Genomic DNA, 13,624 nt, shown 5'->3' on the forward strand with positions numbered 1-13,624 from the left:
GTGGTGGCAGACCAGGCCGTGCTCAGCTCGTGGCGCTCCGTCGTGGGCTCCCTCGAGGACGACGCGCGGGTCAGCGCCCGCCTCATGGGCTTCGTCTACCTGGCCCAGCCGCAGGGCCTCATCGGCAACACGCTCCTGCTGGCCGTGCCGAACGAGACCACCCGCGAGACCCTCCAGGGCACCCAGGTGGCCGACGCCCTCACGGACGCCCTGACCAAGGAGTTCCGCGAGGAGATCCTGCTGGCCATCTCGATCGATGCGAACCTGCAGCCGCCGCGGACCCCCTCCTCCGAGGCCCGCCGCTCCTCCCTCGCCGGCGGGCCGTCCGACGCCGCGGCGCCGGACGTCGAGCTGCCCCCGGCCGCGACCGCCGCCACCTCCCGCCGCGCCGTCGCCGAGGAGCTGCCGGGCTTCCGCATCGAGCCGCCGGCCGACGTCGCGCCCGCCGCGAACGCGGCCTCGAACGGGAACGGCAAGCCGACCCCCGCGCCGCCGTCGACGTCCGCGGAGACCAGCCGCCTCAACGACCGCTACCACTTCGAGACGTTCGTGATCGGCTCGTCCAACCGGTTCGCGCACGCCGCCGCGAACGCGGTGGCCGAGGCGCCGGCGAAGGCGTACAACCCGCTGTTCATCTACGGCGAGTCCGGCCTGGGCAAGACGCACCTGCTGCACGCGATCGGGCACTACGCCCGCCGCCTCTACCCGGGCCTGCGGGTGCGGTACGTGAACTCGGAGGAGTTCACCAACGACTTCATCAACTCCATCCGCCACGACGAGGGCGCCTCGTTCAAGCAGGTCTACCGCAACGTGGACATCCTGCTGATCGACGACATCCAGTTCCTGGCGGACAAGGAGGCGACGGTCGAGGAGTTCTTCCACACCTTCAACACGCTCTACAACAACAACAAGCAGGTGGTCATCACCTCGGACCTGCCGCCCAAGCAGCTCTCCGGGTTCGAGGACCGGCTGCGCTCCCGCTTCGAGTGGGGGCTGATCACGGACATCCAGCCGCCGGACCTCGAGACGCGCATCGCGATCCTCCGGAAGAAGGCGGAGGCCGAGGGGCTCGTGGCCCCGCCGGAGGCGCTGGAGTACATCGCCTCGCGCATCTCCACGAACATCCGCGAGCTCGAGGGCGCGCTGATCCGCGTGACCGCGTTCGCCTCGCTCAACCGGCAGACCGTGGACATCGAGCTGGCCGAGCATGTGCTCAAGGACCTGATCACGGACGAGACGGCGCACGAGATCACGCCGGAGCTGATCCTGCACGCCACGGGGGAGTACTTCAATCTCACCCTCGAGGAGCTGACCAGCAAGTCCCGCACCCGCACGCTGGTGACGGCGCGGCAGATCGCCATGTACCTGCTGCGCGAGCTGACCGAGATGTCCCTGCCCAAGATCGGCCAGGTCCTGGGCGGTCGCGACCACACCACCGTCATCCACGCGGACCGCAAGATCCGCGAGCTGATGGCCGAGCGGCGGACGATCTACAACCAGGTCACCGAGCTCACCAACGAGATCAAGCGGAAACAGCGCGGCGCCTGAGCCACCCGCCGTCCCACCCTCGAGTCCCGGTTCGAACCTTCGACCGGGACTCGAGTCTTCTTCCACATTGTCCACCGGTGTGGACAACTCTGTGGAGAACCCCCGCCGCTGTGGACAACCTCCGCCCCTGTGGATGGCGGAATCAGGCCGCTCACGCCGCGTCCACACCCCTGGGGACGGCGACGGCGCACAGGCTGATGAATCACACGGATGTCATTCGGTGGCCCACACGTATCCACAGGTCTCCACAGCCGAAAACCGCATGATCTCGCGGGTTTCGACGGGTGTGGATATGCCCTGTGGACAGGAATGTGGACAACTGGGGGGTGGATCCGGGGACGAGTCTGGACAACTCCGGTCGAACCTGTGCAGAGCGGGGGGAGGGCCTCCAGGGCTCGTCCACACCGGACGCACACCCCGAACGAGCGGGCGTCCACACGGTTCCCCCAACCGGATCCGCATGGTGACGCGGCAGAACGGCGTTCTCCACAGGATCCACACCCGCTACCACTCCTTCTGATCCCTCTGGAGAGATCCCGCCAAGCAACATCATCTCCACCGCCCCGCACCGAGCTGAGCGCCTCGACGGCCCGGGCTCCGCCCGGGCGCCCGAGATCCGTGGAATCACACCGCTGTCATTCGTCGGCGACCTGACACCCGCCGCGCGGACCGCCTATGCTGAGGCCCGCGTGTCGCCGTTCCCCCCGGGCCCGCAACCCCCGTCATCACCCCAGAGAGGCAGTGCAGCTCGTGAAGTTCACCGTCGAACGCGACATCCTCACCGACGCCGTCTCCTGGGCCGCCCGCTCCCTGTCCCCGCGCCCACCGGTGCCGGTGCTCTCGGGCCTGCTGATCACGGCCGAGGCCGGCGTCGTGTCCATCGCGAGCTTCGACTACGAGACCTCCGCGCGCCTGGAGATCGAGGCGGACGTCGAGACCGCGGGCCAGGTCCTCGTCTCCGGCCGCCTGCTGAACGACATCGTCCGCTCCCTGCCGCAGGCCCAGGTCACGGTGGAGCTCGACGGCGGCAAGGTGCTCGTCACCTGCCGCTCCTCCCGCTTCGCCCTGGCCACGATGCCCGTGGGCGACTACCCGGCCCTGCCCGAGCTGCCGGCCCCCGCGGGCACCGTGGACGGCGCCGCGTTCGCCCACGCCGTCGCCCAGGTCACCGTCGCCGCCTCCAAGGACGACACCCTGCCGATCCTCACCGCCGTGAAGGTGGAGATCGAGGGCGACACCATGACCTTCCTGGCCACGGACCGCTACCGGCTGGCCATGAAGGAGATCCGCTGGACCCCGGCGGACCCGTCCCTCTCGACGTCGCTGCTCATCAAGGCGCGCACGCTCACCGAGGTCGCCAAGTCCCTCGGCTCCGGCGGCGACCTGGAGATCCTGCTCGGTCAGACCGCCGACCTCGTGGGCTTCGCCTCCGGCGGCCGCCGCACCACCTCCGTGCTCGTGGACGGCGAGTACCCCAAGATCCGCTCGCTCTTCCCCGAGTCCAGCCCCATCCAGGCCGTGGTGGACACCGCCGCCCTGGTCGAGGCGTCCCGCCGCGTGGCCCTCGTCGCCGAGCGCAACACCGCCCTGCGCATGGTGTTCACGGACGGCCAGGTCACCCTGGACGCCGGCACCGGCGACGACGCGAGCGCCAACGAGTCCGTGCCGTGCACGCTCGAGGGCGAGGACATCACCGTGGCGTTCAACCCGTCCTACCTCTCCGAGGGCCTGGCCGTGGTGGACCAGCCGCAGGTGCGCTTCGCGTTCACGTCCGCGCCCAAGCCCGCCCTGCTCACCGGCGTGAACCAGGAGGACGGCGTCGTCTCCGACTACCGCTACCTCGTGATGCCGGTGCGCATCGCCTGACGCAGGGGGCTGGACGCTCCCGTGTACCTGTCCCACCTCACCGTCGCGGACTTCCGGTCCTACCGCTGGGCCGACCTGGAGCTGACGCCGGGGTCCACGGTGCTGCTCGGGGCCAACGGGGTGGGCAAGACCAACCTCGTGGAGGCGATCGGCTACCTCGGCGCCCAGCAGTCCCACCGGGTCAGCTCGGACGCTCAGCTCGTGCGCTTCGGCCGGGACCGGGCCCGGATCGCCGGACGCGTGCACCGCGGGTCGCGCGCCGTCGCCCTCGAGCTGGAGATCCTGCCGGGCCGGTCCAACCGGGTGGCCATCAACCGCGGCGCCCCCGTGCGGGCGAAGGAGGGCCTCGGGATCCTGCGCACCGTGGTCTTCGCCCCGGAGGACCTGAGCCTCGTGACGGGGGAGCCCGGTGGCCGCCGTCGTCTCCTCGACCAGCTCATGGTGCAGCTGCGTCCGGCCCTCGGCGAGGCCGCCGCCGACTACGAACGCGTGCTGCGCCAGCGCAACGCCCTGCTCAAGTCGAGCCGCGGCTCTCGCCGCTGGGGCCCCGAGGAGGACGCGACCCTCGCCGTCTGGGACGAGCACCTCTGCGCCGCCGGCGCCCGCCTGCTCCACGGCCGCCTGCACGTGCTGCGCCTGCTGGCCCGCCCCCTCCAGGAGATGTACGCGGCGCTGACCAACGGCTCCAAGGCCGCGGCCTACGCCTACGAGTCCACCGTCCCGCTGGCCCGCGGCACCCACGCGGAGGTCCCGGCCGTGGCGGACCTGGCCGCGGACATGCACCGGACGCTCGAGGCCCAACGGGAGGAGGAGCGGGCGCGGGCGCTCACCCTGGTGGGCCCGCACCGGGACGAGCTCGCCCTCTTCCTGGGCCCGGCGCCCGCGCGCGGCTACGCCTCCCACGGGGAGACGTGGTCGCTGGCGCTCGCCCTGCGCATGGCGGCCTACGACGTGCTCGTGGCCGACGACCCGGACCCCGACGCCCGCCCCGTCCTGATCCTGGACGACGTGTTCGCGGAGCTCGACGCCGCCCGTCGCCGCCGCCTCGCCGCGCTCGTCCACCGGGCCGAGCAGGTGATCGTCACGGCCGCCGCGCTCGAGGACGTCCCCGAGGAGCTCACGGCCCACCGCGTGCTCATCCGCCAGGACGCAGAGGGCTCCGAGGCCGTGGCCGCCGCGGCCCCCGTGGAGGGGGACATCCGTGAGCCCCGGCGCGAGGGCGGCGCCGATGGCTGAGACCCCCGCCCCGTTCGAGCCGGACCGGCCGGACCTGGCGCTCGTGCAGCTGCGCCGGGTCCGCGAGGCCGCCCGGGAGCGGGGCGAGGCGCCGCTGCGGGCGCGGGGGACGGGCGCGGGCCTGGCCGGGGCCATGGCGGGCACGACGTCGGCCGGCCGGGAGCGGCAGGACCGTCGACGCCCGTTCGGGGGTGCGGACCGGGACCCGGCCACGGTGTCCACCGTGTTCGGCCGGCTCATCCGCGACCGCGGCTGGTCCACCCCCGTGGCGGTCGGCTCCGTGCTCACTCGCTGGGCCGAGCTGGTGGGGCCGGAGATCGCGCTGCACTGCCGCCCGGAGAGCTTCGAGGACTCCGTGGTGCGGGTCCGGACGAGCTCCACCGCGTGGGCCACGCAGCTGCGCCTGATGAGCCCCGTGCTCCTGCAGCGCTTCGACGAGGCGCTCGGGCCCGGCGTCGTGACCCGCATCGAGGTGGCGGGGCCGCAGGCCCCGAGCTGGCGCAAGGGGCCGCGCACCGTGCGCGGCGGCCGCGGGCCACGCGACACCTACGGCTGAGTCCGGGGCCGCCCCCCGCGGCGCACGACGGCGTCCCGGACGCGGCGAGGCCATGGGTGCCGCTCTGGCGCGCTCACAGGGTCGGTGACGGCCCGGGAGGCATGGGCGGTCTCCTGCGCACGTCCTGAGCCGTGTCCCTGGCCGCTGAGCGGGTGTTCTCCCGCGGCGGACCCCCGTCGATGCGGGCCCTCGGGGTGTCAGGCGGTACACTGGAACCAGTGAAAGGGGGCCGGCCGTCGTCCGTCCCCCGCCCCCGTGGATCTGCGGGAGCGTGTCGCGTGCCGGTCCTGTCCGGGCGGCGTCGCGCGCCTGCGCGCGGGTCGACCCTGTCGCCGACGTCCGAGGAAGTGAGCCACCCGTGGTTGACGCCATGCCCGAGAACCCCGCGGAGGAGCCGACCGCCGCGTCGGCCGCGCCGAACCCGGAGGCCGTGCCGGACGCCGTCGGGCAGCCCGAGGCCCCGGTGAAGGACCGGAAGGTGCCCGGTGAGTACGGCGCCAGCGCCATCACCGTGCTCGAGGGCCTCGAGGCCGTCCGCAAGCGCCCCGGCATGTACATCGGCTCCACCGGCCCGCGGGGCCTGCATCACCTCGTGTACGAGGTCGTGGACAACTCCGTGGACGAGGCGCTGGCCGGCTACGCCACCGGCATCGACGTCACGCTGCAGGCCGACGGCGGCGTGCGCGTGGCGGACGACGGCCGCGGCATCCCCGTGGACCTGCACCCCACCGAGGGGAGGCCGACCGTCGAGGTCGTCATGACGATCCTGCACGCCGGCGGCAAGTTCGGCGGCGGCGGCTACGCCGTCTCGGGCGGCCTGCACGGCGTGGGCATCTCCGTGGTCAACGCGCTCTCGCGCCGCGTGGACACCGAGGTCCGCCGTCAGGGGCACGTGTGGCGCATGTCCTTCGCGGACGGCGGCGTGCCCCAGGGTGAGCTGGTCAAGGGGGAGGCCACGGACGCCACCGGCACCGTGCAGACGTTCTACCCGGACGCGGAGATCTTCGACTCGATCGAGTTCGACTACGAGACCCTGCGTGCCCGCTTCCAGCAGATGGCCTTCCTCAACAGGGGCCTGCGCATCACCCTCACGGACGAGCGCGTCCAGGAGTCCAACGAGGTCGTCGACGACGAGATCGCGGGCGAGGGCGCCGCCGGTGAGGACGTCGCGGAGAACGGCCTGGCGGAGGAGGCGGAGCAGGAGCCCCAGCGCCGCTCCGTCACCTACCTGTACGAGAACGGCCTGCTCGACTACGTCCAGCACCTCAACTCCGCCAAGAAGGTCGAGTACGTCCACGACGACGTCATCGCCTTCGAGGCCGAGGACGTCTCGGACGGCCGCTCCATGGCCGTCGAGGTGGCCATGCAGTGGACCTCCGCCTACTCGGAGTCCGTGCACACCTACGCGAACACGATCAACACCCACGAGGGCGGCACCCACGAGGAGGGCTTCCGCGCCGCGCTGACCTCCCTGGTCAACCGCTACGCGCGGGAGAAGGAGATCCTCAAGCCCAAGGAGGACAACCTCACGGGCGAGGACATCCGCGAGGGCCTGACCGCCGTGATCTCCGTGAAGCTCTCCGAGCCGCAGTTCGAGGGCCAGACCAAGACCAAGCTCGGCAACTCCGAGGCCCGCGGGTTCGTGTCCAAGGCGGTCACGGACCACCTCGGCGACTGGTTCGAGCGCAATCCGGGCCCGGCCAAGGAGATCATCCGCAAGGCCATCATGGCCTCGCACGCCCGCCTGGCCGCCCGCAAGGCCCGGGACAACGCGCGCCGCAAGTCCCCGCTGGAGTCCTTCGGCATGCCCGGCAAGCTGGCCGACTGCTCCTCGAAGGACCCCGAGCGCTGCGAGGTGTACATCGTGGAGGGCGACTCCGCCGGCGGCTCGGCCAAGCAGGGCCGCAACCCGGAGACGCAGGCCATCCTGCCGCTGCGCGGCAAGATCCTGAACGTGGAGCGCGCCCGCCTGGACAAGGCCCTCGGCAACGCCGAGATCCAGTCGATGATCACGGCGTTCGGCACCAACATCGGCGAGGAGTTCGACATCTCCAAGCTGCGGTACCACAAGATCGTGCTCATGGCGGATGCGGACGTGGACGGCCAGCACATCACCACGCTGCTGCTGACCGTCCTGTTCCGGTACATGCGCCCGCTCATCGAGGCCGGCCACGTGTTCCTCGCGCAGCCGCCGCTGTACCGCATCAAGTGGTCCAACGCCCCGCACGACTACGTGTTCTCGGACGAGGAGCGCGACGCCGCCGTCGAGGCCGGCCTTGCCAAGGGCTGGCGCTACCCCAAGGACAACGGCGTGCAGCGCTACAAGGGTCTGGGCGAGATGAACTACCAGGAGCTCTGGGACACCACCATGGATCCGGAGCACCGCACCCTGCTGCAGGTGACCATGGAGGACGCCGCCGCCGCGGACGCCGTCTTCTCCATGCTCATGGGCGAGGACGTGGAGTCCCGCCGCACCTTCATCCAGCAGAACGCCAAGGACATCCGCTTCCTGGACGTCTGAGCCGGACCCGCAGACCTGCCTGAGCCGACCACCCTCCCCGCCGTCGCGGGGAGCACGAGAGGACCCGCGTGAGCGACGAGACCACCCCCCAGACCCCGGACGAGCCCGTCGAGGGCGCCCCGACCCCGCAGCCCCCGCAGACCGGCCTGGACATCGAGGTCGAGCACTACGTGCTCCCCGAGGGCGCCGCCGACAAGGTCGAGCCCGTCGACCTCGAGTCGGAGATGAAGCGCTCGTACCTGGACTACGCGATGGCCGTGATCGTCGGCCGCGCGCTGCCGGACGTGCGCGACGGCCTCAAGCCCGTGCACCGTCGCGTGCTCTACGCGATGTACGACGGCGGCTACCGTCCGGACCGCGCGTTCAACAAGTCCGCCCGCGTGGTGGGCGACGTGATGGGCAACTACCACCCGCACGGCGACACCGCGATCTACGACGCCCTCGTGCGCCTCATCCAGGACTGGGTCCAGCGCTACCCGCTGGCGCTCGGCCAGGGCAACTTCGGCTCCCCGGGCAACGACGGCGCGGCCGCCCAGCGCTACACCGAGACCAAGATGGCCCCGCTGGCCATGGAGATGGTCCGGGACATCGACGAGGACACCGTCGACATGCAGGACAACTACGACGGCAAGCAGCAGGAGCCCGTCGTCCTGCCCGCCCGGTATCCGAACCTGCTGGTCAACGGCTCCTCGGGCATCGCCGTCGGCATGGCCACGAACATCCCGCCGCACAACATGCGCGAGGTGGCCGCGGGCGTGCAGTGGTACCTCGAGCACCCCGAGGCCACCCGCGAGGAGCTGCTCGAGGCGCTCCTGGCCCGCGTGCACGGCCCCGACTTCCCTACGGGCGCCCAGATCCTGGGCCGCAAGGGCATCGAGGAGGTCTACCGGACCGGCCGCGGCCCCATCACCATGCGCGCCGTGGTCAACGTGGAGGAGATCCAGGGCCGCACGTGCCTCGTGGTCACCGAGCTGCCCTACATGACCAACCCCGACAACCTCGCCGCGAAGATCGCGGAGATGGTGCGGGACGGCAAGATCAGCGGCATCGCGGACATGCGCGACGAGACCTCCGGCCGCACCGGCCAGCGCCTGGTGATCGTGCTCAAGCGCGACGCCGTCGCCAAGGTGGTGCTGAACAACCTCTACAAGCACACCGAGCTGCAGTCGAACTTCTCGGCCAACATGCTCGCGCTCGTGGACGGCGTGCCGCGCACCCTGTCCCTGGACGGCTTCGTGCACCACTGGGTGAAGCACCAGATCGACGTGATCGTGCGCCGCACCGCGTTCCGCAAGCGCAAGGCCGAGGAGCGCGCGCACATCCTGCGCGGCCTGCTCAAGGCCCTGGACATGCTGGACGAGGTCATCGCGACCATCCGCCGCTCGGCCTCGGCGGACGTGGCCCGCGAGGCCCTCAAGGAGCTCCTGGACATCGACGACGTCCAGGCCCAGGCCATCCTGCAGATGCAGCTGCGCCAGCTCGCCGCCCTGGAGTCCCGGAAGATCCAGGACGAGTACGACGACCTCATGGCCAAGATCGCCGAGTACAACCGGATCCTGGAGTCCCCGCAGCGTCAGCGCGAGGTCATCTCCGAGGAGCTCGCCGAGATCGTGGCCAAGCACGGCGACGACCGCCGCACCGAGATCATGGCCGGCTTCGACGGGGACATGTCCATCGAGGACCTGATCCCCGAGGAGGAGATGGTCGTCTCCATCACCCGCGGCGGCTACGTCAAGCGCACCCGGATCGACCAGTACCGGTCCCAGGCGCGCGGCGGCAAGGGCGTGCGCGGGGCCACGCTGCGCGGCGACGACGTCGTCGAGCACTTCCTCACCGTGTCCACGCACCACTGGCTGCTGTTCTTCACGAACTTCGGCCGCGTGTACCGCATCAAGACGTACGAGCTGCTCGAGGCCGGCCGCGACGCGAAGGGCCAGCACGTGGCCAACCTGCTCGCGTTCCAGCCGGACGAGCGGATCGCCCAGATCCAGCCGCTCGTGGACTACGGCCGGGCCCCGTACCTCGTGCTCGCCACGCGCGGCGGCCTCGTGAAGAAGACGCCGCTGCTGGACTACGACACGAACCGCACCGCCGGCCTGATCGCCATCAAGCTGCGCGAGGGGGACGAGCTGGTCTCGGCCCGCGTGGTCTCACCCGACGACGACCTCATCCTGATCTCGCACAAGGGCCAGTCCCTGCGGTTCACCGCCACGGACGAGGCGCTGCGTCCCATGGGCCGTGCGACCTCGGGCGTGACGGGCATGAAGTTCCGCGACGACGACTCCCTGCTGACGATGGACGTGGTGGAGGAGGACGGCTACGTCTTCACCGTCACGGACGGCGGCTTCGCCAAGCGCACCCACGTGGACGAGTACCGCCTGCAGAACCGCGGCGGCCTCGGCATCAAGGTCGCCAAGCTCGTGGACGACCGCGGCGAGCTCGCCGGCGGTCTCGTGGTGCGCGAGGACCAGGAGGTCCTCGTGGTGATGGCCTCGGGCAAGGTGGTGCGCTCCGCCGTCGCCGGCGTGCCGGCCAAGGGCCGCGACACGATGGGCGTGATCTTCGCCAAGCCGGACAAGCGGGACCGGATCGTCGCCGTCACCCTGAACAATGAGCAGGAGATGGAGGCGAAGGCGGACGCCGAGGCCGAGGCGGGGCCGGATGTACCCTTGGACGCAGACATCGACCCGACCGACCCCGTAGCCGCACCGGAGGACGCCCTGACGCAGGACGCCGGTGAGGGTGCAGACGGAGGAGAGCAGTGAGCACGTCCGCGTCGTCGCGTCCCGGCCAGGGGCGGAGCACCGGGAAGGCCGCCGAGCCGCGGTCCGGCCGCCCGGTGCGCAAGGCCAGCGGGTCCTCGCAGGAGGACCTGGTCCGCGCCGTCCCGAAGGCCAAGGTGCGCCGCGCCCGCCTGGTCCTGACCCGGGTGGACCCGTGGTCCGTGCTGAAGCTGGCGTTCCTGCTCTCGGTGGCGCTGGGCATCCTCACGGTGGTGGCGGCGGTGGCGCTGTACTCGCTGTCCGACGTCCTCGGGATCTTCGACAGGGTCAACGACGTGATCGGCACCGTGCTCGGCTCCGAGGCCGGGCGCTACACCGTGGCGTCCCTGGCCCCGCTGAGCACCGTGACCTCGCTGGCCACCGTGCTGGCCGTGGTCAACGTCATCCTGCTGACCGCCCTGGCCACCGTGGCCGCGCTGCTCTACAACCTCTGCGCGAGCCTCGTGGGCGGCCTCGGCGTCACGCTGACGGACGACTGAGGAGACCCTCGACGACGCCCCGCGCGGATTTGCGCGGGGCGTCGGCGTTCCTGTACAGTCATCTCCTGTTGTGAACGGCGTCAGCCGTGAGCGACGGTGAGGGCGTATAGCTCAGGCGGTTAGAGCGCTTCGCTGATAACGAAGAGGTCCCAAGTTCAAGTCTTGGTACGCCCACTCCCACCACACAGAGCCCCGGTCCGCTGGGGCTCCGTTCGTCTCCGGAGGTCTTCCCATGGGTCGACTGGCACGCGTGGCCCTCGTGGTCAGCGCCGCGGCAGCCGCCTATGGGGCGCGTCTCTGGCGGGAGAACAGTGCGGGGAAGGACGTCTGGGCCACGGCCACGGACGACCTGCCGGAGGACGCCGACGGCGTCGAGCCGGCACCGGAGGACTGACCGGTCCTCACGGGGGCATGGCGCAATTGGTAGCGCACCTGCTTTGCAAGCAGGGGGTTAGGGGTTCGAGTCCCCTTGCCTCCACCGAAGAAGGGCCCGGGAGTCGTGAGACTCCCGGGCCCTTTCGTATGCCCAGGGTGGCCGCCGGCGCCGGCACCGTGGGCAGAAACCGGCGACCCGGGGGCTCCTGGGGCACAAACCGCAGGACTTCGGGCCCCGTGGGCAGAAGAGAGGGCGTTTCTGCCCACGGAGGGACGGGGATGGCCTGCCCCGAACCCCCGCCGCCGGACCCGCCCACCGCGCCCACCGCCGTCGTGCGTGGTGTTGGATGGTCCGGTGAACACCACCATCGACACCCCGTCCCCCGACCGACCCGCCTCTGGGCAGGGCACTCCGGCCTACGCCCGGGTGCCCGCGAGCTACTACGACATCTTCGTGGGCGTCTTCATCGCCCTCCTGATCCTCTCCGGCGTCACCGCGGCCAAGCTCTTCTACGGCCCCACCGTCCCGGTCATCTCGGACCTCTTCTACGACGGCGGCCCGCTCATCTTCGACGGCGGCGCCTTCCTGTTCCCGTTCGCGTACATCGTCGGCGACATCCTCGCCGAGGTGTACGGCTGGCGCCGGGCCCGCCGCGCCATCGTCCTCGGCTTCGCGATGCTCGTGCTCGCCGCCCTCACCTACACGGTGGTCTCCTGGACCACGCCCGTCGAGGGCTTCGAGGTGTGGGACCAGGCCCTGGCGCCCATGCTGCGGATCACCGTGGCCGGCTTCGTCGCGTTCCTCGTGGGCTCCCTGCTCAACGCGTCCATCGTGGTCCGCCTCAAGGAGCGCATGAGGGAACGGCACGTGGCGTTCCGGCTCATCCTCTCGACCGTGGTCGGCCAGTTCTTCGACACCCTGATCTTCTGCACCATCGCCTACGCCGGCACCATCTCGCTGCTGGAACTGGCGAACTACACGGTGACCGGCTTCGCGTACAAGACTCTCGTGGAGATCCTCATCGTGCCGGTGACCCTGCTCGTCATCCGCGCCCTCAAGCGCCGGGAGCCCACCTACCGGGCACCCGGCTTCGAGATCCACCGCGACGACGATCCCGCCCTCGCCCCGGCCGCGTCCCGCTGACCCGCACGGGCCCCGGCGCGGCCGCGCCGGGGCCCGTCCGTCGCGCGCACCCCGCCCACCGGCTACCGTCGGTGCCATGGGCAAGGACCTCTTCGAGCACGAGCAGCAGCAGACCCTCAGCCGTGAGCAGGCCGCCGCACGCCTACGCGACCTCGCCGACCAGCTCTCCCGGCAGAACGAGGTGCGGGTCGAGCACGGCGGCCGCGACGTCGTCGTCACCGTCCCGGACCGCGTGGGCCTCGAGGTGGAGCTCGAGGTCGAGGACGGCGGCGACGCCGAGCTGGAGATCACCCTCAGCTGGTGACCGGCCCCGGGCCGGCCGCTGCCTCCCCGTGCCTCAGAACGTCCAGGGCTCCCCGGGGGCCAGGCGCCGGTAGTCGGTCACGCCCTCGGCGAGACCCGAGAGCACCCGATCCACCACGCCCTTGCCGTCCTCGCTGAGGATGCCGTCGTGGATGGGGCGGGTGTGCGTCGCCGCGATGGCCCGCATCTGGTCCACCACGTCCGCGATGCGCAGCCACGGCGCCGCGGCGGGCAGCAGGAGCACCTCGACGTCGGCGTCCGGCACCGTGAACGAGTCGCCGGGGTGCAGCACGGCCCCGTCCACGAGGTAGGACACGTTGACCGGGCGCGGCACCTCGGCGTGGATCACCGCGTGCTCCCCGCCGAGCACCTCCACCCGGAAGCCGGCGGCCTCGAACGTCTCCCCGGGGACGGCCGTGTGCACGCGCCCGGCGGCGAGCCCCGCCTCCGCCAGCGGCCCCGTGAGGTCCCGTGGCGCCCACACGTGCGTCTCCGTGCCGGCCAACGCCCGGGCCAGCTGCTCGGGGACCACGTGGTCCGGGTGGCCGTGCGTCACGAGGACGGCGTCCGCGCCGTCCAGGACCGCCGCGTCGCTGAACGCGCCGGGGTCGAACGCGAGGCACCGGCCGGCCTTCTCGAGGCGGACGGCCGAGTGGCCGAAGAGGGTCAGGGTCGTGCTCATGCAGATCACTCCTCCGCCCGGCGTCGGGATCCCGGGCGCTCCCAGCCTCCCGCGCGCTCCCGGCGGCGGACAAGGCCCGCGCCCCGTTCGACGGCGGCCCACCGGCTCCCGCCCCGACCTGCGCCCGGACG

At 71.5% G+C, this 13,624-nt stretch carries 11 protein-coding genes and 2 tRNA genes; 12 read left to right on the forward strand and 1 reads right to left on the reverse strand.

The features are described 5' to 3' along the window. The 12 genes from dnaA (at position 1) to AC0VX0_RS00060 (ending at position 12,812) form a co-directional block, all read left to right on the forward strand. Positions 1-1,548 carry a chromosomal replication initiator protein DnaA gene (dnaA, locus tag AC0VX0_RS00005; RefSeq protein WP_357012965.1) on the forward strand — a complete coding sequence of 516 codons (1,548 nt, stop codon included), beginning with the start codon at positions 1-3 and terminating at the stop codon, positions 1,546-1,548. A gap of 750 nt (positions 1,549-2,298) precedes the next feature. After that, entirely contained in the window at positions 2,299-3,414 is a 1,116-nt protein-coding gene (dnaN, locus tag AC0VX0_RS00010) for a DNA polymerase III subunit beta (protein WP_002856446.1), read from the forward strand. Between the two features lie 21 nt (positions 3,415-3,435). Next, positions 3,436-4,650, forward strand: coding sequence for a DNA replication/repair protein RecF (gene recF, locus AC0VX0_RS00015; protein WP_095353491.1), 1,215 nt, complete (start codon positions 3,436-3,438; stop codon positions 4,648-4,650). Continuing rightward, positions 4,643-5,206 carry a DciA family protein gene (locus AC0VX0_RS00020; protein ID WP_010079771.1) on the forward strand — a complete coding sequence of 188 codons (564 nt, stop codon included), beginning with the start codon at positions 4,643-4,645 and terminating at the stop codon, positions 5,204-5,206. Before recF ends, AC0VX0_RS00020 begins: the two co-directional genes overlap by 8 nt. Positions 5,207-5,576: 370 nt before the next feature. Continuing rightward, the gene (gyrB, locus tag AC0VX0_RS00025) at positions 5,577-7,727 is read left to right on the forward strand and encodes a DNA topoisomerase (ATP-hydrolyzing) subunit B (protein ID WP_179288527.1); all 2,151 of its coding nucleotides are present in this window, start codon (positions 5,577-5,579) and stop codon (positions 7,725-7,727) included. Between the two features lie 68 nt (positions 7,728-7,795). Then, complete coding sequence (gyrA, locus tag AC0VX0_RS00030; protein ID WP_095353489.1) at positions 7,796-10,492, forward strand: DNA gyrase subunit A; 2,697 nt, start codon at positions 7,796-7,798, stop codon at positions 10,490-10,492. Further along, positions 10,489-10,989, forward strand: a complete 501-nt coding sequence (locus AC0VX0_RS00035; protein ID WP_010079768.1) for a DUF3566 domain-containing protein — start codon at positions 10,489-10,491, stop codon at positions 10,987-10,989. Before gyrA ends, AC0VX0_RS00035 begins: the two co-directional genes overlap by 4 nt. Positions 10,990-11,089: 100 nt before the next feature. After that, a tRNA-Ile gene (locus tag AC0VX0_RS00040) sits at positions 11,090-11,163 on the forward strand. A gap of 58 nt (positions 11,164-11,221) precedes the next feature. Then, positions 11,222-11,383 (forward strand): hypothetical protein, encoded by a 162-nt coding sequence (locus AC0VX0_RS00045; protein ID WP_020624432.1) that lies wholly within the window; start codon positions 11,222-11,224, stop codon positions 11,381-11,383. An 11-nt stretch (positions 11,384-11,394) separates the two neighbouring features. Next, positions 11,395-11,467, forward strand: a tRNA-Ala gene (locus tag AC0VX0_RS00050). Positions 11,468-11,719: 252 nt separating this feature from the next. Then, positions 11,720-12,508 carry a queuosine precursor transporter gene (locus AC0VX0_RS00055; protein ID WP_049145006.1) on the forward strand — a complete coding sequence of 263 codons (789 nt, stop codon included), beginning with the start codon at positions 11,720-11,722 and terminating at the stop codon, positions 12,506-12,508. A gap of 76 nt (positions 12,509-12,584) precedes the next feature. After that, positions 12,585-12,812, forward strand: a complete 228-nt coding sequence (locus tag AC0VX0_RS00060; protein ID WP_020624434.1) for an amphi-Trp domain-containing protein — start codon at positions 12,585-12,587, stop codon at positions 12,810-12,812. 33 nt (positions 12,813-12,845) lie between these two features. Here AC0VX0_RS00060 and AC0VX0_RS00065 read toward each other — a convergent pair whose 3' ends face one another. Next, entirely contained in the window at positions 12,846-13,493 is a 648-nt protein-coding gene (locus AC0VX0_RS00065) for an MBL fold metallo-hydrolase (protein ID WP_163721613.1), read from the reverse strand. Positions 13,494-13,624 lie beyond the last annotated feature (131 nt).

The sequence above is a fragment of the Micrococcus sp. iso_26 genome, from assembly GCF_056172975.1.

Excerpts from the sequence above, each read along its gene's own strand:
- AC0VX0_RS00060 (WP_020624434.1), top strand. The coding sequence starts at position 12,585 with ATGGGCAAGGACCTCTTCGAGCACGAGCAGCAGCAGACCCTCAGCCGT.
- AC0VX0_RS00045 (WP_020624432.1), top strand. The coding sequence starts at position 11,222 with ATGGGTCGACTGGCACGCGTGGCCCTCGTGGTCAGCGCCGCGGCAGCC.
- AC0VX0_RS00065 (WP_163721613.1), bottom strand. The coding sequence starts at position 13,493 with ATGAGCACGACCCTGACCCTCTTCGGCCACTCGGCCGTCCGCCTCGAG.
- gyrB (WP_179288527.1), top strand. The coding sequence starts at position 5,577 with ATGCCCGAGAACCCCGCGGAGGAGCCGACCGCCGCGTCGGCCGCGCCG.
- AC0VX0_RS00020 (WP_010079771.1), top strand. The coding sequence starts at position 4,643 with ATGGCTGAGACCCCCGCCCCGTTCGAGCCGGACCGGCCGGACCTGGCG.